This is a genomic window from Microbacterium festucae (assembly GCF_025421715.1).
Lineage (GTDB): Bacteria > Actinomycetota > Actinomycetes > Actinomycetales > Microbacteriaceae > Microbacterium > Microbacterium festucae.
Genome location: NZ_JAOEFC010000002.1, coordinates 835,711 through 857,747, shown reverse-complemented (window position 1 = coordinate 857,747; position 22,037 = coordinate 835,711). Strand labels below are relative to the sequence as shown.

Annotated in this window: 14 protein-coding genes; 1 reads left to right on the top strand and 13 read right to left on the bottom strand. The window is 74.0% G+C overall.

The annotated features are described in order from the left end of the window. Positions 1-3 precede the first annotated feature (3 nt). Genes N3K63_RS10120 through N3K63_RS10075 form a run of 10 tightly spaced genes read right to left on the bottom strand, consistent with a single transcriptional unit; the run spans position 4 to position 17,217 of the window. The gene (locus N3K63_RS10120) at positions 4-741 is read right to left on the bottom strand and encodes a hypothetical protein (protein ID WP_261580015.1); all 738 of its coding nucleotides are present in this window, start codon (positions 739-741) and stop codon (positions 4-6) included. Continuing rightward, positions 738-1,562 carry a PP2C family protein-serine/threonine phosphatase gene (locus tag N3K63_RS10115; RefSeq protein ID WP_261580014.1) on the bottom strand — a complete coding sequence of 275 codons (825 nt, stop codon included), beginning with the start codon at positions 1,560-1,562 and terminating at the stop codon, positions 738-740. The genes N3K63_RS10120 and N3K63_RS10115 overlap by 4 nt, the downstream gene beginning before the upstream one ends. Continuing rightward, the gene (locus N3K63_RS10110; protein WP_261580013.1) at positions 1,559-2,650 is read right to left on the bottom strand and encodes an FHA domain-containing protein; all 1,092 of its coding nucleotides are present in this window, start codon (positions 2,648-2,650) and stop codon (positions 1,559-1,561) included. The genes N3K63_RS10115 and N3K63_RS10110 overlap by 4 nt, the downstream gene beginning before the upstream one ends. Next, positions 2,647-5,184 carry a transglutaminase-like domain-containing protein gene (locus N3K63_RS10105; protein WP_261580012.1) on the bottom strand — a complete coding sequence of 846 codons (2,538 nt, stop codon included), beginning with the start codon at positions 5,182-5,184 and terminating at the stop codon, positions 2,647-2,649. Before N3K63_RS10105 ends, N3K63_RS10110 begins: the two co-directional genes overlap by 4 nt. A gap of 13 nt (positions 5,185-5,197) precedes the next feature. Continuing rightward, a complete protein-coding gene (locus N3K63_RS10100) occupies positions 5,198-6,556 on the bottom strand; it encodes a DUF58 domain-containing protein (RefSeq protein ID WP_261580011.1) in 1,359 nt (452 codons plus the stop codon). Positions 6,557-6,563: 7 nt separating this feature from the next. After that, on the bottom strand, positions 6,564-7,529 hold the full coding sequence (locus tag N3K63_RS10095; protein ID WP_261580010.1) for an AAA family ATPase: 966 nt from the start codon (positions 7,527-7,529) through the stop codon (positions 6,564-6,566). Between the two features lie 58 nt (positions 7,530-7,587). Beyond that, positions 7,588-13,542 carry an Ig-like domain-containing protein gene (locus tag N3K63_RS10090; protein ID WP_261580009.1) on the bottom strand — a complete coding sequence of 1,985 codons (5,955 nt, stop codon included), beginning with the start codon at positions 13,540-13,542 and terminating at the stop codon, positions 7,588-7,590. After that, positions 13,542-14,681 carry a serine/threonine-protein kinase gene (locus tag N3K63_RS10085; RefSeq protein WP_261580008.1) on the bottom strand — a complete coding sequence of 380 codons (1,140 nt, stop codon included), beginning with the start codon at positions 14,679-14,681 and terminating at the stop codon, positions 13,542-13,544. The genes N3K63_RS10090 and N3K63_RS10085 overlap by 1 nt, the downstream gene beginning before the upstream one ends. A gap of 2 nt (positions 14,682-14,683) precedes the next feature. Beyond that, on the bottom strand, positions 14,684-15,571 hold the full coding sequence (locus N3K63_RS10080) for an FHA domain-containing protein (protein ID WP_261580007.1): 888 nt from the start codon (positions 15,569-15,571) through the stop codon (positions 14,684-14,686). A gap of 35 nt (positions 15,572-15,606) precedes the next feature. Next, positions 15,607-17,217, bottom strand: a complete 1,611-nt coding sequence (locus tag N3K63_RS10075) for a dolichyl-phosphate-mannose--protein mannosyltransferase (RefSeq protein WP_261580006.1) — start codon at positions 17,215-17,217, stop codon at positions 15,607-15,609. 71 nt (positions 17,218-17,288) lie between these two features. Between N3K63_RS10075 and rsmI the strand changes: the two genes are divergently transcribed. Then, positions 17,289-18,107, top strand: a complete 819-nt coding sequence (gene rsmI, locus N3K63_RS10070) for a 16S rRNA (cytidine(1402)-2'-O)-methyltransferase (RefSeq protein WP_261580005.1) — start codon at positions 17,289-17,291, stop codon at positions 18,105-18,107. A gap of 71 nt (positions 18,108-18,178) precedes the next feature. On the opposite strand, the gene N3K63_RS10065 is transcribed toward rsmI, so the two are convergent. From N3K63_RS10065 to N3K63_RS10055, 3 genes are all read right to left on the bottom strand, one after another. Continuing rightward, on the bottom strand, positions 18,179-19,084 hold the full coding sequence (locus N3K63_RS10065; protein WP_261580004.1) for a sugar ABC transporter permease: 906 nt from the start codon (positions 19,082-19,084) through the stop codon (positions 18,179-18,181). Next, on the bottom strand, positions 19,084-20,709 hold the full coding sequence (locus tag N3K63_RS10060; RefSeq protein ID WP_261580003.1) for an ABC transporter permease subunit: 1,626 nt from the start codon (positions 20,707-20,709) through the stop codon (positions 19,084-19,086). The genes N3K63_RS10065 and N3K63_RS10060 overlap by 1 nt, the downstream gene beginning before the upstream one ends. A gap of 68 nt (positions 20,710-20,777) precedes the next feature. Next, positions 20,778-22,010, bottom strand: coding sequence for a sugar ABC transporter substrate-binding protein (locus tag N3K63_RS10055; RefSeq protein WP_261580002.1), 1,233 nt, complete (start codon positions 22,008-22,010; stop codon positions 20,778-20,780). Positions 22,011-22,037: the final 27 nt, after the last annotated feature.

The following is a 22,037-nucleotide window of genomic DNA, read 5'->3' as shown; positions in this document are numbered from 1 at the left end:
TCCTCATCCTGTCACGAGCGCGACCAGCAGGATGCCGGCGGCCACCAGCACCAGCGCTGTCGCGGCGATCGCGGTCACGGGCCCGCGCCGTCGGCGTCGCGGGGCGGGCGCCGGTGCCGGCGCGGAGGTCTGCGGCGCGGGCCGGTGCACCGCCGCGGGCGGGGGCGCGGCGGTGCTGCGCACCCCGTAGGCGCGCTGGTCGATGCCGTCGGCACCGGGCCGGTAGGCGCGGCGCACCTCGTCGCCGCGGGTGGGCGGATCGGTCGCGGCGCCCGGCAGGGGCGGCCGGGCGGCGACGACCTGCAGCGGCTGGGTGGGCGGCGGGTCGGTGCGCGGCGCGGGGGCGTGCTCGACCGCGGGCGCCGGGTCGGCGGCGGGGGCCCCGCGTCGGGGCGCGACGACGGTGGCATCCTCGGGGGCGCGCCGCACCACGACGGTCGCGTCGTCGGGTGCGGGCTCTGCCGCCGGCGCGGGCTCCGGCCGCCGCCGGGCGAGAACGGTGGCGTCGTCGGGCTCGGGCTCGGGTGCGGGCTCGGGCTCCGGCGCGGATGCGGGCTCCGGCCGGCGCCGGGCGAGAACGGTGGCGTCGTCGGGCACGGGCTCCGGTGCGGGCTGCGGCCGTCGCCGGGCGAGAACGGTGGCGTCGTCGGGCTCCGGTCCGCGCCGCACGACGACCGTCTCGTCGGTGGTCTCGTCGGTGGTGTCGCCCGTGGTCTCGCCGGTGTCGTCGGGTGTGCTCATCGGGCCCTCCGTCTCGCGGACTGCACGGTGGCCACCTCGACCGTCGACGACTCGGCCGACGACAGGCCGCCGGTCACCTCGTCGAACGAGGTGTTGGCCCCGCCGGCGGTCACGTCGATGACGATGACCGTGATGTTGTCGCGGCCGCCCGCGGCCACCGCCTGCGCCACCAGGGCGCGCGCGGTCTGCTCGGCGGTGCCGCCCAGGGTGAGCCCGGCGCGCAGCGCCTCGTCGGTGAGCTCGGTGGTCAGCCCGTCCGAGCACACCAGCAGCCGCTCGCCGGTGGTCACCGGCAGCAGCCAGAAGTCGGCGGCGCTGCGCTCCTCGCCGACCGCGCGGGTGATGACGTTGCGCCCCGAGAACGTCGACATGTCCTCGCGGGCGAGAGTGCCGGCATCCACCATCTCCTGCGCGACGGAGTGGTCGACCGTCAGCTGCTCGAGCCGGTGGTCGAGCAGGCGGTACACGCGCGAGTCGCCGATGTTGACGACCAGCCAGCGCAGCAGCCCGTCATGGTGCACGGCCACGACACCGGTGAGCGTCGATCCGGCGCCGCGGCGGGTGGTGGCGGCGATCTCGGCGACGGCGGCGTGGGCGGCCTGCACGGTGGCGGCCACCTCGTGCGCGGTGACCTCGCGGCCCACGAGCGGAGCGAAGGCGGCGACGACGGCGGCGCTGGCGCGGTCGCCGGCGTCGTGACCGCCCATGCCGTCGGCGACGACGAACACCGGATGCCGGGCGAGCACCGAATCCTCGTTGACGGCGCGGCGCAGCCCCGCGTCGGTGTGGCTGCCGACGGTCACCTGCAGGGCGGCCGTCACGAGGGCCCCACCAGGGCGAGGGCGGCGTCGCCCAGGAAGAAGGCGCCGGTGACCGGCGTGGGGGCGGTCACCTCGCGCTCGCCGGGGAGGAAGACGCCGTTGGTCGAGCCGAGGTCGACCAGCGTCCACCCCGCGCCGGTGCGGCGCAGCAGCGCGTGCGTCTTGGAGACGGTGCGGGTGGCGTCGTCGATGGGCACCAGCTGCGCCCCGTCGACGCCGGCGGGGGCGGCGGGGTTGCGGCCGAGCACGACCGCGTCGGCCACGAGCGGCACGACGGCCCCCGGCACTTCGAGCCGCCAGGCGGCCCGGGGCGGGGCGATCGCGGTGCGCTCGTCGACGTCGTCGCCGGCGGCGGCGGCGGTGGCGGGGGAGGCGGCGGCCGGTGCCCACGCTCCGGTGGCGGGCGGTGCGGCGACCGGCTCGGGCTCGGGGCCGGGAAGGGGCGCCGGCGCGGGGGCGGGCGGTGCGGGGGCGAACGTCGCCGCCGGCATCCCGGCGACCGGCGCGGCCCCGGGGGTGAAGGGCGCCAGTGCCGGAAGCGCGGCCTCCGCCTCGGTCGTGGGTTCGGGCGCGGCGGGCGCCGGCTCGTCCCAGCGCGCCGACCCCCACCCGGCCAGGCTCGCCCACACCGGGAACAGCACCACGCCGAGCACCGCGTACCCCGCGCCGAAGCCGAGGCGGCGGCCGATGCCGAGCAGCATGCGCACGTGGAGGACGACGACGGGGATCAGCAGCACGAGCCAGATGAGCGCGGGCACGAGCGTGGCCACGGTGGCGGCGCTCTGCGCGCCGGCGACGTCGCCCCCGAAGGAGGCGTCGACGGCCGCTGCCGCCAGCGTCGTGCCGAGGATCGCCGTGGCCACGCCGCCGACGATCACCAGCGCGGCGATCGCGATCGCCCACCACCCCGGCAGCCCCGCGAGCACGAACAGCACCCAGACGTTGAGCACCGGCACCCAGGCCTGGCCGCGCGAGACGCCCGCCTTGGCGAACAGGGCCGACAGCGCCAGCGCCGTCCAGACGTACAGCGCGAGGCCGACGACGACCGACGCACCCAGCAGCAGGACGGTGGTGACGGGGGGGATCATCGGGGTCCTCCTTCTGACGGGGCGGGGGGCGCGGCGGGGCGGGGCGGGGCGGGCGGCCGCGGTCGGCGCGGCCCGCGCCGCCAGAGCGAGCGCAGCGACAGCCGGGCGCGCAGGCGCCCCCACCGGGTGGTCGCCGCGGCGAACCGGGTGCGCTCGGCGTCGACGATCTCCCAGAAGCGGTCGGCCTCGGCCGCCGGCGGCGGCGCGACGTCGAACACCGAGCGGTCGGCGAGGGTCGCGAGGGTCGCCGCGCCGCTGTGGGCGCCGTCGCCGTAGAGGGCGGCCAGCTCCTGCCGGGTGTGATGGGCGGGCGGGGTGCGGCCGTGGTCGACGGCGGTGTCGACGAACTCGTCCCAGCCGCCGGTCATCCGCTCGACGACGTCGCCGGCGCCGCGACGCCCGCGGCGACGCAGGGCCTTCAGCAGCAGCACGAGCAGGAACGGACCGAGCACGATCACGAGGGCCAGCACCGCGATGCCGCCGCCGCGCAGCGCCGCCCACAGCGCCGACAGGTCGACTTGGTCGGCCGTCTCGGGCGCATCGCGCGGACCGGCATCGGCGGGGTTGGCCTCGCCCGGCAGCACCGTGTCGGCGTGGTCGGGGCGCACCTCGGTGGGCACCTCGGGGTCGCGGTGCTGCAGGTCTTCGGGGGCCACGCTGTCGGTGTGCTGCGGGGTGACGTCCACCGCCGTCCACGAGCCGTCGGCGTCTTGCACCTCGACCCAGGCGGTCATGTTGCCGCCGCGGCAGAGGCCGTCGACGCAGGCCGGGATCGCCGCGTCGTCGCCGGCGGTCAGACGTGCGCCCAGCACGATGCGGGCGGCGAAACCCAGCTGGTCGGCGATCATCGCGGTGGCCACGGCGAACTGCTCGTCGTCGCCGACGGCGGCCACCAGCAGCGCGTCGTCGTCGCCGCCCACGTCGTTCTGCCGCTGCAGGAGCGCCGTGAACATGTCGTCGATGCGGCCGGTGGAGTGCCCGGCGCGACTGGGTTCGAAGCCGGCGCCACCGAGCGCGGCGCGCCAGTCGGCGGCGCCGTCGGCGGTGAGGGAGTGACTGAGGAACCCGCGCGCGCGCAGCGTCTCCACCAGCTGGGCCAGGCCCGCGCCGCCGGTGGCGGCGTTCTGCGCGGCCATCCACTCGACGAGGCTCGCCGGCACCACCTCGGCGGGCAGCTGCGGCGCCTCCCGGCCCGGGGTCAGATCGGCCAGGCCCGTGCCGGTGGCATCCGTCGCCCCCTGCTGCACGTACGAGACGCCGGTGCCGAGCCCCCCGCCCGAGAGCTCCACCCCGGTGCGGGTGGCCGCGTTGTAGAAGAAGCCGTCGGCGCGGGCGGCGGCGTCGGCACCGCCGAAGTCGATGCCGGTGAGAGCGCCCACGGTGGGCACCCACACGCCCCGGTAGCCGGCGATCTCGACGCGCGCCGACACCGGTTCGCCGCCGATGGGGGCGGGAAGCCGCGAGGGCACGCGCACGAACGCGGTGGTCTGGTCGGAGCCGGGGGCGGTCGGGTCGGTGACGCGGGCGACCTGGCCGTCGTAGAACGACATCGTCGCCAGGCGCACCCGGTCGACGTCGGCATCGGTCTGCACCTCGAAGAGCACCTCGTCGAAGCGGTCGTCGGTGAAGAACGCACGGTACTGGGTGAGGGGGCTGAGCTCGCGGTCGAGGGTGAGGCGCGGGTCGACGGCGGTGCGCAGCACCTGGCGGGGCTGGTCGGCCAGGGCCCACGGCGCCACCACCGCCGACACCGCCACCGCGGCGAGGATCATGCCGATCGCGATGCCGGAGCGGGCCGCGAGGGCCGACGAGCTGCGACCGGTGGTGCGGATGCCGGTGGCGGCCTCGGCCGCCCGCACGGCGCGGCGGCGCTCGTCGACGGTGCGCCACACCAGGAAGGCGAGGGCGAGGAGGATCGACCCGGCGCCCACCAGCAGCTCCGCGAGGCCGGGGAGCACGGTGCCCTCGATCCGCAGCGCCGCCCGCAGCGTGCCCGCCCCGAACAGCACGCCGTAGGCGGGAAGCAGCAGACCGACGAGGGGCGCGAGCACCCACAGCCGTCGCGCGCGCCAGGCCAGCGACAGGGCCGCGACGGGAACGGCGAGGAACAGCAGGAAGGTGGGGGCGAGGGTGGCCTGGTAGGCGCCGAGGGGGAGCTCGAGGGTGAGGAGATCCTTCCACCCCGTGACCGGTGCGGTCACGACCGCCCGCAGCGCCGCCACCAGCTGCGGCATGCTGCCGAGCATGGTGGGCGCCGCCACCGGCACTCCCACCACGACGTAGGCCGCGAAGGTGACCAGCGCCAGCCACCAGCCGTTCCACGACCAGCGCAGGCCGGCCAGCGCGATGAGGTGGGCCAGCACCAGGGCGACGCCGATCGCGATCAGCAGGGCGGGGTCGCGGTGCAGCGGCCACACCGCCAGCGCGCCCACGAGGAACAGGGCGTCCAGCAGCAGCGCGCCCACGATGAGGAAGCGCGGCGAGAGGCGTTCGGCGCGTCGCGAGCGCCGGCGCACGGGCAGCGGACCGGTCATGATCCCGCCCCGCTCACGTCTGAGCTCCCCGCGAGAGCAGCTGGCGCACGTCGTCGAGCAGTCCCACCGACAGCACCGTCATCGAGCCCAGGCGCCGCATGGCGGGCTCTGCCTCGGGGTTGCAGACGATGGCGCAGACCCCGACGTCGGAGGGGAAGGCCAGCGCGGCGGCCTGGATGGCGCGCGCGGTCTGGGTCGAGCCGCACACCAGGAACGCGATCGAGGCGTCGGGGTGGGTCTCTGCGGCCAGCGACGTGACATCTCCCAGCGGGCTCACCCGGGGCCCGGTCTCCACGCCCGACAGGTCGTCGAGCAGGGTGCGGGCGCTGATGGTGGTGAGCTCGCGGATGGTGCGCACGTTCGTGCGCACGAACTCGGGCACGATGCCGCCGGTGACGACATCGACGTCGCGCCCGTCGCGGATGCCGCGCACGCCGATCGAGGCGGCGGTGCTGACGGCCAGCTCGAACTCCTCTTCGGTGGCGTACTCGTGCTCGGCGGTGGCCAGGGCGATCACCATGCGCGAGCGCCGGGTCTCCTCGTACTGGCGCACCATGAGGGTGCCGGTCTTGGCGGTCGACTTCCAGTGCACCTGTCGCTGCGCGTCGCCGGGCACGTAGGCGCGGATGGCGTGGAACGAGATGTCGGCGTCGACGACGGTGCGCGACGCGCTGCCCTCGAGGTCGCGGATGAATCCGGCGCTCGTCGACAGCAGCGGGGTGGTGACCGGGTGCACGTAGAGGGTGTGCACGTCTTCCCACGCCGCCTCGCGGCGGAGGATGCCGAGCGGGTCGCCGCGCACCGTGCGCGCCGGCCCCACCTGGATGACGCCCCGCCGGTGGGTGGGGACGACGACCTGCTCTTCGTGGCGGTGGTCGTGGCGCAGCATCGGCACGTACACGTCGACCAGGCCCTCGCCCACCGGGATGTCGATGCGGCCGGGCAGGGTGATGCCGCGACCGATGTTGACGACGCTGAGGATGCCCGCCACCTGGGTGCCGGCCACCACACGGTCGTGGCCGAGGGTGAGGTCGACGTCGTAGGAGCGGGCACTGAACAGGAACGGCACCGACAGCAGCAGCAGCACCGCGGCGATGACGCCGCCGGCGACGAACTCGAGCCACCCGAAGGCGAGCCCCAGCCCGAGCCCGAACGCGACCCCGGCCACCAGCAGCCAGCCGGCGGGGGTGAGGGTGTGCCGCACCGCCGACCACGCCGCCACGGCGCCCGCCCGCACCCGCCGCCAGGAGCGGATGCCCTGCACCGCCAGCGCCGTGGAGGTGCTGGAGGTGGCGTAGCGGGTGCGCGTGACACCCGCGGCACCGGTGTGGCCGGTGGTGCGGGTGAAGCGCAGCTCGGTGTCGGGGCTCATCGGGGCGTCAGTCGCCCTCTCGCTGGCTCGGCGGCGCGGTGTCGAGCATGACCTGACCGATCACCGCGCCCGCGGTGACGCCGTCGAACTCCGCCTCGGGGTCGAGGATGAGGCGGTGGGCGAGCACCGGCTCGGCGAGGGCCTTCACATCGTCGGGGGTCACATAGCCGCGGCCGTGGGCGACCGCCCAGGTCTTGGCGGCCTTGGTGAGCGCGAGCGCGCCGCGCACGCTCACCCCCAGGCGCACCTGGGTGGCCAGGCGCGTGGCCTCCACGATGCGGGCGATGTAGTCGAGCACGAGGGGGTTGAGGTAGACGTCGCGGGCGATGTCGGCCATCCCCACCACGCCCTGCGGGGTGATCACCGGGGTGACCTCGCGGCGGGCGGTGGCGGTGCCTTCGAGGATGCGCACGGTCGCGGCGTGGTCGGGGTAGCCGAGCGTCGTCTTCATGAGGAAGCGGTCGAGCTGCGCCTCGGGCAGGCGGTAGGTGCCGGCCTGCTCGACGGGGTTCTGCGTCGCGACCACCAGGAAGGGCACACCGACCCGGCGGGTGACGCCGTCGACGGTGACCTGGCCCTCCTCCATGACCTCCAGCAGCGCCGACTGCGTCTTGGGGGAGGCGCGGTTGATCTCGTCGGCCAGCACGATGTTGGCGAACACCGGTCCCTGGTGGAACTCGAACGTGCCGCCGCGCTGGTCGTACACGGTGATGCCGGTGACATCGCCCGGCAGCAGGTCGGGCGTGAACTGGATGCGGGTGCTCGTGCCCTGCACCGACTGGCCCATCGCCCGGGCGAGCGAGGTCTTTCCGGTGCCGGGCACGTCTTCCAGCAGCAGGTGGCCTTCGGAGAGCATCGCGGTGAAGGCGAGCTCGACGACGTGGCGCTTGCCCAGCACGACCTGCTCGACGTTGTCGACGAGCTTGGCGAAGGTCTCCTGGAACCAGGCGGTCTGCTCGGGGGTGACGGTCATCGGGGTCCTCTCGAGGGGCGACGGGGGGAGTCGGCGGGGCGGTGTGCGCGGAGGGGCGTCAGGGGGTCGTCGGCGGAGCCGGCGGCTCCGGCTCCGGATCCGGCTCTGCGGGCGGGGGCGGCGGGGGCGCGCACTCGAGCACGTAGGCATCGCCGCCGACGAGGGCGTTGAGGCCCGTCAGCTGGCCCTGCCAGCGCAGCTCGTACGTCCAGGTGACGACGCCGTCGGCATCCTTCACCGACGTGGTCGTCAGCGCGTAGTCGCTCGGGTTGGCGCTCACCGTCGGGCGGGGCGCTGCGGCGTCTTCGCTGCGGCACTGCGCGGGGAAGGTGACCGCGGCGGTGTAGGCGGCGCCGGTGGGGGTGACGGCGATCTCGTCGCTGCAGCCGAACAGCGGGTGGCAGGCGGCCGCGGTGATCGGCCCGGGCGAGGCGCCGAGGCGGAACAGCTGCCCGAAGTCGCCGGTCTGGATGCCGGCGCCCGAGTAGCGCACGGTGAAGGGGCGGGTGGCCGACAGCGTCGGCGCGTCGACCCGGGTCCACTCGAACGTGCGGCCGCCGTCGCTGCCGCGGGCATCGGCGCGCACGGTGTAGGTGGCATCGCCGCGCGGGGTGGCGACGGTGGCGACCGGGGTCGCCGCGCCGGTCTGCTCGGTGACGCCGAAGCCGCGGCCCTTGTACTCGGTGACGGCGCACGCCTTCACCTGCTTCTCCTGCCACAGCGGTGCGGGGAAGGTGGCCGACGCGGTGCCGCCGCCGGCGGCGACGGCATCCGACGGGCGGCAGATCGCCCCGTCGGTGAACCCGACGAGGATGCGCTCGCCCACGCCGTTGGCGGTGACGGTGGCCGTGGCGGTGACCGAGCCGTCTTCGCTGCTGCGCGAGGCGGTGACCTCGAGCCCGAGGCCGGGCGCCCCGATGCCGTTGGCGCGGAAGGAGAGCGCCGAGCCCTCTTGCGAGCCGCCGGGCACCGAGGGCAGGTCGAAGCGGGTGAGCGGGGTGGCGGTGAGGGTGGTGGGCGCGTTGGAGCCGATCACGTAATCGCGGAAGACCACCGTGTCGCCGCGCACCGGCAGGGTCACCTCGCCCCCGGAGCCGCCGGCCAGGCGGATGAAGCCGGTGGACGTGTCGATGCCGCTGACGGTGATCGTCGCCACGCCGCCGGTGGTGCCGTTGGGCGTCGGCTCGAACGTGCCCGACGTGGGGGCGGCGGGGGAGGCGTACGACCAGGCGGTGACCTCGACGGCGGTGCGCGATTCGCCGACCGCGTTGAACGAGCGGGCCTGGTAGGTGATGCGCTCGCCGGCGGGCGCGCTGATGGCCGGGCACGCGCCCGACGCGTCGCAGGTGGCCACGACGCGGCCGGATGCGGTGATGCGGTAGCCGTCGATCGACGGGTACGACGGCGACCCGCCGATGACGCGCAGCGTCACGCCGGTGCTGGTGTAGCCGGTCCAGTCGACGCGGGTGGGGGCGGCGGGCAGGCCCTGCAGGTCGAGGGTGACGCGGCCGTCGCGGTCGCCGCTGGACTGCCGGCCCTGCGCGTCGGCGACGGTGAACGCGCCGGTGCAGTCGGCGGCGCCCGGAGTCTCGGCGCCCCACGAGGCGCGCACGACGCCGGGGCCGGCGAGGCGGAACGACACCCCGGGGCAGGCGACCGGGTCGGTGACCGACACCAGGGTCAGCGGGGTGCCCGGCAGCGGGTTGACCTCGCCGGCGGCGCCGATGACGGTGATGGTGCACGAGGTGTTGCCGCCGGCCTGCGAGCAGGTCTGCGCCGTCGAGCCGCCCTTGGGCAGCAGCGACGGGGCGGGGCCGACGACGAGGTTCAGGGCCGCGGGACGCGCCGAGGGGTGGCTCGGCAGGGCCAGCACGGCCGCCTCCTCGCGGCCGGGGCGGGCGGCGTCGGCGGCGGTGACGGTGACGTTCTGGCCGTCGCGGGTCACCGTGAACTGGTCGCCGCGGTAGGCGAGGTCGTATTGCAGGCTCGAGTAGTCCTCCTTGCCCGCCCAGCCGACCATGTCCTGCAGGTTGTAGGTGGCGGAGGACCCCGGGCTCACCGTCAGCGAAGCGCTGCGCAGCACCGGCTCGGGTTGTTCGGCCTCGACGTCGACGCGCACCGTGAGGAAGGTGGGCGCGTCCTGGATGTCGAGGCGCACCGGCACGATGCAGGTGTCGGTCCAGGGGGCGCCGGCCCCGGCGGTGTAGCGGATGGTCGTGCCCGACACGACCGTGCAGGTGCCCGCGGGGCGGCCGCCGCCGGCGCGCACGCCGTCGGCGTCGACCACGAGCGACGCGCCCGCGGGCACGGCGACCGCGGCGGCCATGTCGAGGTCGGCCGACTGGTTCTCGAGCACGTCGATCCGGCTGGCGTCGGCGCGCAGGCTCAGACGCACGTCGCGGTCGCCGGGCACCCGCAGGAACCCGTAGGAGGTGACGGCCTGGCCGTCGAAGGAGGTGCCGCTGACCTGGAACGGGATGAGCAGCGACTCTTCGGGCACGGCGCCCGAGATCTCCCATCCCGACACCCGGATGCCGGGATGCGATCCCCACAGCGACAGGGTGAGCCCCGACACGTCGCCGGTGTTCCAGGCCACCTTGCCGTCGAGCACGTCGACCCCGTCGGCGAACGCGTCGCGGGTCTCGATGGTGAGGGTGGTGTCGGAGACGACCGGGTAGTCGGCCACCCGGTCGCGCACGACCTTGACGACGATCATGCCGATCGAGGTGTCGCGGGCGTCGTTGGTGACGGTGTAGGTGAACGCGTAGGTGCCGGGCACGTCGCCGGCGCGGATGGTGACCTGGCCGTCGTCGACCTCGCCGAGCATCGCCTGCAGCTGCGCGTACTCGTCGGTGTCGGGCACCGCGTTGGGGGCCACCGACACGAGCGTCAGCTCACCGCCGGCGGGGTCGATGTCGTTGTCGGCGGGGCGCACCACGGCCTGGCTGGTGCTGCCGGCCTGCAGCTGCAGGTAGTCGCTGAAGGTCACCGGGCTGGGGTCGGACTCGGCGGCCAGCACGCCCACCCGCACCTGCGCGGTGCCGGTGGCGCCCTCGGCGTCGCGCACCTGGTACGTGAAGGCGTCCTGCCCGCTGAAGCCCTCGCGGCTCGTGTAGATGATCGCGTCGCCCTCGGCGGAGATGGCGGCGGTGCCCTCGCGGGGCTGGTCGACGATGCGGTCGAGGGTGACGGCATCCCCGTCGGGGTCGGCGGCGAACGCGTCGAACGGGATGCGCACCGCCTCGCCGCTGAGCACGCGCCCCTCGAGGATGCCCGGCAGCGGCGGACGGTTGGACTCGTCGCCCACGACGGTGACGATGATGCGCGCGTCGTCGGTGGCCTCGGGGAAGCCGAGCCGGAAGATGCGGTAGCCGATGGCGTAGGTGCCCGGCTCGTCGGGGGCGAGATAGCGCACGGTGCGACCCGACGCGAAGGCCAGGCCGGCACCCGACTCGTTGACGATCTGCGACGGGTCCAGCGCCACCAGCGCCGCCGCCGGTGCGCTGTCGTTGCGCAGCGCGGGGATGTCGATCTGGGCTCCCGCGCGCACCGTGACGGCGTCGTCGACGGCGATGGGGCGGGATGCCGTGGGGGCGGGGAGCAGGATGACCGTCAGCTCGCCCTCGGCGGTGGCGGCGGCGCTGCCCGACCCGTCGGAGAGCGTGTAGCGCACGACGCCGAGCGTGCCCGGCTCGCCGGAGTCGGTGGAGCCGCTGACCCGGATGATGCTCTGCCCGACGAGGTCGACCGACAGCGAGGCCCGCGGGTCGCTCTCGGGGCGCAGGTCGCTCAGCAGCAGCACGAGGCCCGCGGGGTTCACCACCGGTCCGAACACGTCGACGGCGGCGTCTTCGCTGGGCCGGACGAATGCGGTCAGCGGCGGGGTGGAGATGACCGCGGTGGCCGGGTCGCGCATGGTCACCCGCACCAGACCCGTCGCCTCGCCGCGCGCGTCGCGCACCGTGTACTGCACCAGGTACGAGCCCGGCGCGGCGGCGCCGACCTCCATCGTGAGGCCGGTGGCGTTGGGGGTGACGGTGGCGCCGGCCTCGTCGAGGACGGCGGTCTTGGTCAGCTGCGGCGGGCCGGAGGCGCCGGTGACGTGCGGGGCCACGTCGACCTCGACGGGGGAGCCGGCCACCCCGACCACCGCGAAGCTGCCGGCGGTGAACTCGGGTGCCGCGGTCACCGAGACGGTGAGGGTGGTCTGGGCGGTCGCGCCGCGCGCGTCGGCGACGGTGAGGGCGATCGGCGCCTCGAACTCGGCCGTGGCGTTGGGGTCGCCGTGCTGGAAGGTGACGGTGCCGTCGGGCTGGGCGGCGACGCTGCCCTCGCCGGGGCCGACCGCGTCGACGAGGTAGATCGGGTCGCCCTCGGGGTCGACCCAGCCCTGCAGGGCGTCGACGGTGACGGTGCCGCCGGGCTCGACCGTGGGCCGCGGCGGCTCGGCGAGGCAGCCCTCCACGCCGCACCACACCGGCGGGCTGTTCTGGTCGGATGCCGCGACGGTGAGGGTGACGGTGGCCGGCGCCGAGTACAGTCCGTCGCTGGTGGTGCCGTCGGTGACGCGGTACGAGAAGGTGGCCGAGCCGGTGGCGCCCGGGGCCACCTGCACCGCCAGCTGCTGCTCGGCGCCGGCGAAGCCGACGGTGCCGAAGGCGGGGTCTAGACCGGTCACTGAGGCCGGGTCGATGCTCAGCACGTCCTCGTTGGGGTCGTGGTCGTTGAGCAGCACCGGCAGCAGGGTGGCCGCGCCCGCGCGCACGCCGAACGCGTCGTCGACGGCGACCGGGGGCTTCGGGTCGATCACGCGCTCCGAGACGGTGTCCTGCTCCTGCGACGACTCCGACTGCTCCTGCAGATCCCACTGCTGCGATGACGGGATGATCGCCCCGTCGGGCACCGTCCACACCCACCCGGAGGTCTGCTCGTTGAGGGCGATGCGGGTGGCGTTGCCGACGAACTCGGGGGTGATCTGATCGCCGAGCACGCCGGCGCCGTAGTCGAGGCCGCGCACCACGCCGTCCTCGCTCGACCACAGCGATCCGCCGCCGGCGCCCTCGCGCAGCCACGCGGCGTGCACCGAGCCGAGGAACGGGGTCGGTGCGGCGGGGGTGCCGAGGTTCTCGTCGACGACGCGCTCGGCGCCGCCGGCATCCAGGTCGATGCGCACGAGGCCGTCGGTGTCGGCGAGGTAGGCGGGGCCGGCCTCGGCCGCCGAGCGCTGCAGCCGGGCCCCGGCCTGGGCGGCGGTGGGGATGGGCTCGTCGCGCCCGCGCACCCGCAGGTCGCCGGTGGTCTCGTCGAGGAGGATCCAGCGGTCGGCGACGCTGCTCAGCTGCACGGCAGCGGGCGCCGATGCGACCGGGTCGTCGCCGAGGATGCGGCCGGTGCGGGCGTCGGCGCGGATGATGCGCGCCTCGGCCGCCGAGTAGGCGAACAGGATGCCGGTGGGGGAGACGGCGACGGCGTCGGCGGCGAAGCGGGGCCGCTCCTGACCGGGCTCGACCTGCGCGTCGGCGTACGGGTCGATGGCGATCGCGTCGCCGCCGCCCGAGAGGGTGGCGGCGTAGACCGCTCCGAGATCGGTGCGGAAGACGAGGAGGTCGCCGCCGGAGGCGACGTCCTGGGTGCCGGCCGGGGTGCGCGTGTAGGCGTCTTCGGTGGTGGCGAGCAGGTCGATGGGCGCCGTCAGGTCGACGTCGGCGAACTGCGTGTCGCCGTCGCTGAAGACGAAGACGCGGTCGGAGGTCTGCGCCAGGGCACTGGCGTTCTCGGCGGTCTTGACGGTGTCGAGTTCGCCGAGCTCCAGGTTCACCCGCGCGTAGCCGTCGGCGGCGCCGGTCTGCACGGCCCACACGGTGCCGTCGTCGACGGGCGTCTGCCGCGCGTCGAAGCCGGGCCAGACCACGGCGAGGGTGACCACGAGCGCCGCGGTGACGGCGACCGCTCCGGCGCCGATGATCGTGCTGACCCGCGGACGCCGGCGCGCCTCGGGCTGGGGCGCCGCCATCAGCCGCCGCCCCACAGCATCACGGCGGCCACGGCGGCGGCGCCGAGCGCGACGACCGAGCCCGCGACGAGCGAGAGCACCAGCGGCAGGCGGCTGCGCGGCGCCGGCTCGGAGCCGGCCAGCACGGTGCCGTCGTCGGGCGCGCGGCGGGTGGGGGTGACGGTGCGGCGCGGCCGCTTCGAGGCGTAGTCGACGCTCGGGCGCACCGGCCCGCGCTGACGGTCGTCGGCGAAGTCGATGACCGCGCCCGCGGTGGCCCACTCGTCGTGGGCGACCTCGATGGCGGTGGCGGGCAGACCCAGCGCCAGCTGGGCGGCCTGCAGGTCGCGGGCGAACTCGGCAGCCGAGGCCTGGCGGGCCGCGGGGTCTTTGCTCATGGCGCGGGCGAGCACCGCCTCCAGCTGCGGCGGCACGTCGGCGCGACCGGTGGGGGTGTAGGTGGCGCGGCGGATGCGGCCCTTCAGCGCCTCGCGGGTGTTCTGCCCGCTGCCCTGACGCTCGAACGGGCTGTGCCCGGCCAGCAGCGAGTAGATCGTCGCCCCGAGCCCCCACACCTCGGCGGCGATCGAGCCCGACACCTTCTCGTCGACGATCTCGGGGGCCGACCACGGCACCGACATGGCGAACACCTCGTCGGCGCCCTCCCGGCCGCCCACGGCGGCGGCGATGCCGAAGTCGCTGAGCACGGGGGCGCCGAAGGCGGTGATGAGGATGTTCGATGGCTTGATGTCGCGGTGCAGCAGGCCCGACCGGTGCGCCGTCTCGAGCGCCGACGAGACCTTCACGCCGATCTGCAGCACCTCGGCCACCGGGATCACCTCGCGGCGGTAGCGGGTGGTGAGGGAGGTGGGGCAGAACTCCATCACGAGGTACGGCCGGCCGTCGGCCGAGATGCTCGCTTCGTAGATGGTGAGGATGCTGGGGTGCGAGCTCAGCCGGGCCATGACGTCGGCCTCGGCGTTGAACATGCGCAGCAGGCCCTCGTCGACGATGTCGCGCAGCAGCACCTTCACCGCGACGGGGCGGCGGGGGAGGTTCTGCTCGAACAGGAACACGTCGGCGAAGCCGCCGGTGCCGAGGGGGCGCACGTAGGTGAACCCGCCGAGCACCGGCGGGGTGGAGGGAAGTCGGCCGGCCACGATCAGCTCCCCGCCTCGACGAGCGCGACGACGCCGTCGCCGAGTTCGAGCACGGTGCCGGGGGCGAGGTGGGCCGAGGTGCCGTGACGCAGCAGCCGGGTCGAGCCGTCGGCGGCGCGCACGACGGTGCCATTGGTGGAGTCGAGGTCGGTGGCCACGAGGCCGTCGCCGTCGCGGCGCACCTCGAGGTGGGCGGCCGAGATCTCGCGCAGCGGCGAGGCCAGGCGCACGAGGCGCGCCCCGGGGTGGTCGGCCGGCTGCGGGGAGCGGCCGAGCACGAGCGGCAGGTCGAGGTCGAGCACGCGGTCATCTCCCAGGCGCAGCCAGGCGGTCACCGGCCGCTGCTGCGGGCGGGCCACCAGCAGGGTGTCGTCGACCGCGTCGACGGCGTCCGGCACGAGGGCGTCCGGCACGGCGGCACCGGGAGCTGCCGGGGTGGCGGCGGTGTCGGGCAGCGGGGTGCCCCAGGCCAGTCGCGCGGCCGGGGCCACGCCGCGGCCGAGCGGCAGCCAGGGTCCGGTGCCGGTGTCGGCGCCCACGCGCAGGGTGAGGGCGCGCACCCCGGCGGTGTCGTGCGGATGCCACGACGAGCGGTCGACGGCGCGCACCGGCGCGCTGCCGGTCGCGGTGGCGACCTCCACGCCGACATCGCCGTGCAGCGCGATGCGCACCGCGCGGGTGGCGGGGTCGACCAGCTCGACCACGGCGAGGTCGGTGGTGATCTGCGTCAGACGCGCGCGCAGCGCGTCGAGCGGGGCGTCGGTGTCCGACAGCGCCGCCCACAGCAGGGCGGTGCTCTCGGCGTCTGCCCGCGCGACAGCGAGGAAGCGATCGGTCACCAGGGCGAACCCGGTCTCCATCGCCGCCCCAGACGCGCGGTAGCTGAACACGGCATAAGCCTAGAGTGAGCCGGGCCCCACGTCCGTCAGACCCAGCCCTGCATCCAGTTGTGGAGGCGGTAGAAGTCGTACGGCACCTGCATCCCCGACCACAGCGGGAACCAGAACGCCGACAGCAGCACCGCCACGCCGAGGAAGACGAGCACCACGCGCTGCCCCGCCAGCCGCCGGGCGGTCTCGACGCCGCCGCCACCGACAATGTCGCGCAGTGCGAAGGTGAGCGCCAGCAGCAGGAAGGGCCAGATGGCGATCGTGTAGAACTGGAACACCGTGCGCTCGGGGAACAGCAGCCACGGCAGCCACGTGGCCGCGATGCCCACCAGCACCAGCGCGTGACGCCAGTCGCGGGCGATCACGAAGCGGGCGACGAGGTAGATCGCGGCGACCACCGAGGCGTACCACAGCAGCGGGTTGGGCATGCTGTAGAGCACTTCCAGGCAGCCGTTGGCGCCGCCGGTGCAGCCGCCCTGACCATCGGCGGTGACGTTGGCGTACATCGAGGTGGGGCGCATCAGCAGCGGCCACTGCCACGCCGGCGACGCGTAGCTGTGCGGGGTGGTCATGCCGGTCATCGAGCCGTAGATCGTCTCGTGGTACTTCCAGAGGTTCTGCAGCGGCAGCGGCACCCACGCGAACAGCCCCGTCGCGGGCTGATCGTCGAGCGTGTGACGGCCGTAGCCGCCGTCCGAGGCGAGCCAGCCGGCCCACGAGCCGAGGTACACCAGCAGGGCCACCGGCACCAGCAGCACGAACGATGCGAGGCCCTGGCGCACGGCATCCATCGGCCAGTACCAGACGCCGCCCCGGCGACGGGCCAGGGCGTCGGTGACGACGAGGTAGAGGCCGAGGGCGGCCAGCACCCACACGCCCGACCACTTCACGGCGGTGGCGGCGCCCGCGGCGGCGCCGGCGGCGATCACCCACGGCCGGTTCCACAGCACCGGGCCCCACGCGATCTTCGGGGCGGGCCCGTCGGCGGCATCCCCCGCCCGGCGGGCCGCGATGCCGGCGGCCAGGCGGTCGAGATGGCCGCGGCGGTCGAGAACGACGAACCAGAACGCGAGCACCGTGAACAGGGTGAGGAAGATGTCCAGCAGCGACACCCGGCTCATCACGATGCCGAGGCCGTCGATGGCCAGCAGCCCCGAGGCGGTCGCGGCGAAGACGATCGAGCCGGTCATGCTGCGCGCCAGCAGGTAGAGCACCAGCACGGTGGCGGTGCCGGCCAGGGCGGCGGCGATGCGCCAGCCGAACGACGAGTCGGCGCCGAAGAGGGCCATGCCCAGGCCGATGAGGTACTTGCCCAGCGGCGGGTGCACGACGAAGCTGCCGTCGGTGCCGAACAGGTCGGTCTCGCCGGCGGCGAACTGCGCGTCGGCGCCGTCGGGCCAGGTGGCGGCGTAGCCGAGCTGCCACTGGCTCCAGGCGTCCTTGACGTAGTAGGTCTCGTCGAAGACGAGGGAGTGCGGCTGACCGAGGTTCCACAGCCGCAGCACCGCCGCCACCAGGGTCACCAGGGTCGGGGCGAGCCAGCCCCACAGCCGCAGGCGCGCCGGGTCGGCACGCACCCGTGCCCGCCAGCGATCCGAGAACGAGGGGCGCACGCTCGGCAGCAGCGGCTCCACGGTCGTCGTCACGGCTGACAGCCTATTGCCGGCCGGCCCCGTCGGCACGTCGGGCCCCGGCACGGCGCGCCTATGCTGGGGCGGTGATCATCCTCGCTGCGACGCCGATCGGAAACCTCGGCGACGCCTCGCCCCGTCTCGTGCGGGCGCTGGAGGAGGCCTCGGTGATCGCCGCCGAAGACACCCGCACCACCCAGCGGCTGCTGCAGGCGCTGGGCGTGGCCAACCGGCCGCAGCTGATCGCCCTGCACGACCACAACGAGAAGCAGCGCGCCGGCGACCTGGTGGCCCGCGCCCGCGACGAGGACGTGCTCGTGCTCAGCGACGCCGGCATGCCCACCGTCAGCGACCCCGGCTACGGCGTGGTCGCCGCCGCGGCGGCCGCCGACGTGCAGGTCACCGTCATCCCGGGGCCGAGCGCGCCGGTCACCGCGCTGGCCCTGTCGGGGCTTCCCACCGACCGCTTCACGTTCGAGGGTTTCCTGCCCCGCAAGCCCGGCGACCGCCGGGCGGCGCTGCGGGCCCTGGCATCCGAACCGCGCACGATGGTGTTCTTCGAGGCGCCCTCGCGCATCGCCGACACCCTCACCGCCATGGCCGACGCGTTCGGCGCCGACCGGCCGGCGGCGGTGTGCCGCGAGCTGACGAAGCTCCACGAGGAGGTGCGCCGCGGTGCGCTCTCCGACCTCGCCGCGTGGGCCGCCGACGGCGTGCGCGGCGAGATCGTCGTGGTCGTCGGGGGAGGGGCGGCGCGGGTCGTCTCGCCCGACGACGCCCTCGCCGAGGTGCAGCGCCTCGTCGCCACCGGCATCCGGCTGAAGGATGCCGCCGGCGAGGTGTCGGCCCAGACCGGGCACTCGGCACGCGACCTCTACCAGGCCGCCCTCGCCGCCCGCGGCTGACCCGCCTCGCCCGCACACGACACCGCCCGCCGCCGACGGGTGTCGGAGACGGGCGGTGGGGCGGCGTGAGCTCAGCCCTTGACGGAGCCGGCGGTCAGACCCCCGATGATGTAGCGCTGCAGCGTCAGGAAGAGCACGAGCACCGGGATCGAGGCGAGGATCGCGCCGGCGGCGAACAGCCCCCAGTTGCTGGAGAGCTGGTTGGAGACCCACTGGAACATGCCGACGGCGAGGGTCCAGTTGTCTTCGGAGACCAGCACGATCTTCGAGACGATGTAGTCGCCGAACGAGGCGATGAAGGCGAGCAGCCCCACCACGGCCAGGATCGGGGTCACCAGCGGCATGATGATGCGCCAGAAGATCTGCGCGTGGGTGGCGCCGTCGATCTTGGCCGACTCGTCGAGCTCCTGCGGGATGGTGTTGAAGAACCCGTACATGAGGAACGTGTTCACACCCAGCGCGCCGCCGAGGTAGACGCAGATCAGCGCGATCTTCGAGTTGAGCCCCAGCGCCGGGAACACCTCGCCGAGGGCGAGCAGCATGAGGAAGATCGCGACGAACGCCAGCGCCTGCGGGAACATCTGGATGATCAGCAGCGACGTGAGCCCCGCGCGGCGCCCCTTGAAGCGGAAGCGCGAGAAGGCGTAGGCCGCGGCGGCGCCCATGAGCACGGCGCCGATGGCGGCACCGCCGCCGACGATGAGCGTGTTGGCGTACCAGGTCCAGTAGCGGGTGCCGGCCAGGGCCGCGTAGTTGGCGAAGTCGAACGCCGAGAACAGGTTGTTCGAGGCGGCCAGCGACCCGTTGGGGTTGAGCGAGGCCGACACCACGTACACGAGCGGGAAGATCGCGTAGAAGAGGATGACCAGCGCCAGCAGGTACTTCCAGCCGACATCGAGCGCCCAGCGCTTGCGGACGGCCTTGCGGCGCGAGGCGTCGAGGGCGATCTTCGGCGCGGTCTGTGCGGGAGCGGACATCACTGGTACTCCTCGAGCTTCTTGGTCTGACGGAAGGCGATGGCGGAGATGACCCCGACCACGATGAACACGAGGATCGACAGGGCGCTGGCCAGACCGTAATCGGCTCGGCCCCCCGCCACTCCGGAGATGTCCCAGATCGCGGAGATCAGGATGTCGGTGGAGCCCAGGGCGTACGGTGCGCCCGGGATCGCCGGCCCGCCGTTGTTGAACATGTAGATGACGGTGAAGTTGTTGAAGCTGAACGCGAACGACGAGATCAGCAGCGGCGCGGTGGCCACCAGCACCAGGGGCAGGATGATCGAGCGCAGCTGGCGGGTCTTGCCGGCACCGTCGATCGAGGCCGCCTCCAGCGTGTCGGCGGGCAGGGCCTGCAGGGCGCCCGTGCACACCAGGAAGTAGTACGGGTAGGTGAGCCAGATGTTCACGAACAGCACCGCGAACCGGGCCAGCCACGGGTCGCCGAGCCAGTCGATGTTCGCGCCGCCGAAGAACAGCTCGTTGATCACGCCGAACTCGGCGTTGAACATGCCGCGGAACAGCAGCGCCGACATGAACGCCGGGAACGCGTAGGGGAGGATGAACAGCGTCCGCAGGATCTTGCGGCCCTTGAGGCGGTCGTCGTTGAAGATGAGCGCGAACAGCAGGCCGAGCGCGAACGGCACGATCACCGACAGCAGCGCCCACGCGAAGGTCCACAGGGTCACCATGGCCAGCGGCTGGAACATCGCCGGGTCGGTGAACAGGCGCAGGAAGTTGTCGAAGCCGACGTTGACGACCCAGCCGGTGGGCAGGGCCGTGCCGTCGTCGGCGACGAAGCTGCCGCTGTCGGAGGCGTGGTAGACGGTGCCGGTGGCGGTGTCGGTGATGGTCTGCGCGTCGGCATCCCACTCCATCGTCGACAGGTACACCGAACCGGTGGAGCCGTCGCGGGTGCGGATCGAGCCGTCGTTGGGGTCGTCGGAGACCGGCACGCGCAGCTCCACGACCTCTGCCTGCAGGGCCTGGTCGCTCAGCAGCTCGTTGCGAGAGACGATCGTCCAGCCGGGCACCTCGGTGGGGGCGCCCGAGGACGCGCCCTCGGCGACGGTGGAGAGGGGCTCGTCGGGGGAGCCGGCCTTGATGTCGCCGTCGTCGTTGATGGCGAAGCCGAGCTCACCGCCGCGTTCGACGATCGCGAGCGGGTAGGTGGCAGCGCCGTCGACCCGCCGCTCGCCCTGGGCGAGGGCGGCCTGCACGGCCTGCTCCTGCGAGCCGACGTGACCGGCGCCGTAGTTGGTGAAGGAGATGTAGGCGGTGTAGCCGAAGATGAAGACCTGGAAGATCAGGAGGAAGGCGAGGCCCGGCAGCAGGTACTTCAGCGGCAGGGCGCGCTTGGTGAAGTAGACGACGTCGGCGATGACGAGCAGGAGGACGGCGACCGAGAGGATCAGCCACGACTGCGCCTGCGCCGCCGCGAAGATGCCCATGAGGCCGAAGGCGTTGACCACGCCCATGATGGCGAGCTTCACGAGGAAGCCCCAACCCAGGCCGCGCCAGCGGCGGCCGTGCGGCTCGCTGCCGCGGGGGGACAGCGCCGGGGTGGCCGGCGCGGTGTCCGAGACGGTGCCCTGCGGTACCGACATGTGCATCTCCTTCGAGGGAAGCGGTGAGCCCGAGGGCGGGGGAGAGGCCCCCCGCCCTCGGGAGGGGATCAGCCGAGTGTGGCCTGCAGGTCGGTGACCATCTTGTCCCAGGTGCCGACCGGGTCGGCGCCCTTGATGATCTGCACCTGCGCGGCGTTCCACAGGTCCCAGACCGAGCCCATCTCGGGGATGTTCGGCATCGGGACGCCGTTCTCCGAGGAGGCGACGAAACCGGCGATGACCGGGTCGGAGGAGACCTCGTCGGCCAGCTCGGTCCACGCGGGGATGCGCGGGTCGGCCTCGTACAGCGCCTTCTGGGCGTCGTAGGTGGCGAGGTAGTTGGTCAGGAACTCCTGTGCGACGAGGGCGTTCTTGCTCTGCGAGCTGATGTAGAAGCCCTGCACGCCCACGAACGGTGCCGCGGTCTCGCCGCCGGCCGAGGGGATGGGGTTGACCTTGATGTTCACGCCCTGCGCGGTGAGCGCCTCGACGGCCCACGGGCCCTGCACGGTGTAGGCGGCCTTGCCGGACGCGAACAGCTCGTTGTTGATGTCGTAGTCGACGGTGGTGGAGATGTCGCCGGTGCCGGTCTCGCCGTTGGCGCCCAGCCACTGCGCGAACGCGTTGCCGGCCTCGCCGCCCATGCCGACCTCGGAGGTGTAGCCGCCCGACGAGTCCTGCACGAACACCGGGGCGCCGAACGAGGTCTGGAAGCCGTACATCGTGTAGGCGTCACCGGTCTGGCCGGCGGTGTTGATCACGATGGGGCGCTCGACACCCGCAGCCCGGCCCGCGGCGATGGCGTCGTCCCACGTGGCGGGGGCGTCTTCGCCGACGAGGTCGGTGTTCTGGATGAGGGCGATGGTCTCCTGCGAGTAGGGCAGCGCGTAGAGCTGGCCGTCGTAGGTGAACGCGTCGCGCGAGACCTGCGAGAAGCTGTCCGCCACGTCGCCGAGGTCGAGAGTCGACACGACGCCGGCCTCGACGAGGCTGCCCAGCCAGTCGTGCGCGCCGATCGTGATGTCGGGGCCCTCGCCGGTGGGCACCTGGTTGGTGAAGTCGTTGCGGATGTCCTCGAAGTTCTTCTGGACCAGCTCGATCTTGCCGCCGGTCTCCTCCTCGAACGTCTTCGCCGCCGCCTCGATCGCCGGCTTGCGGTTCTCGTCGGTCCAGATGGTGAGGGTGACGCCGCTGGCGTCGGGAGCGCTGTCGCTCTCGGCCGGAGTCGAGCTGCCGGAGCAGCCCGCCAGCAGCAGGGTGGTCGTCGCCAGGGCGGCGATGCCGATGCCCATCTTGCGCATGGGATTTTCCTTCCTTGGTGGGATCTC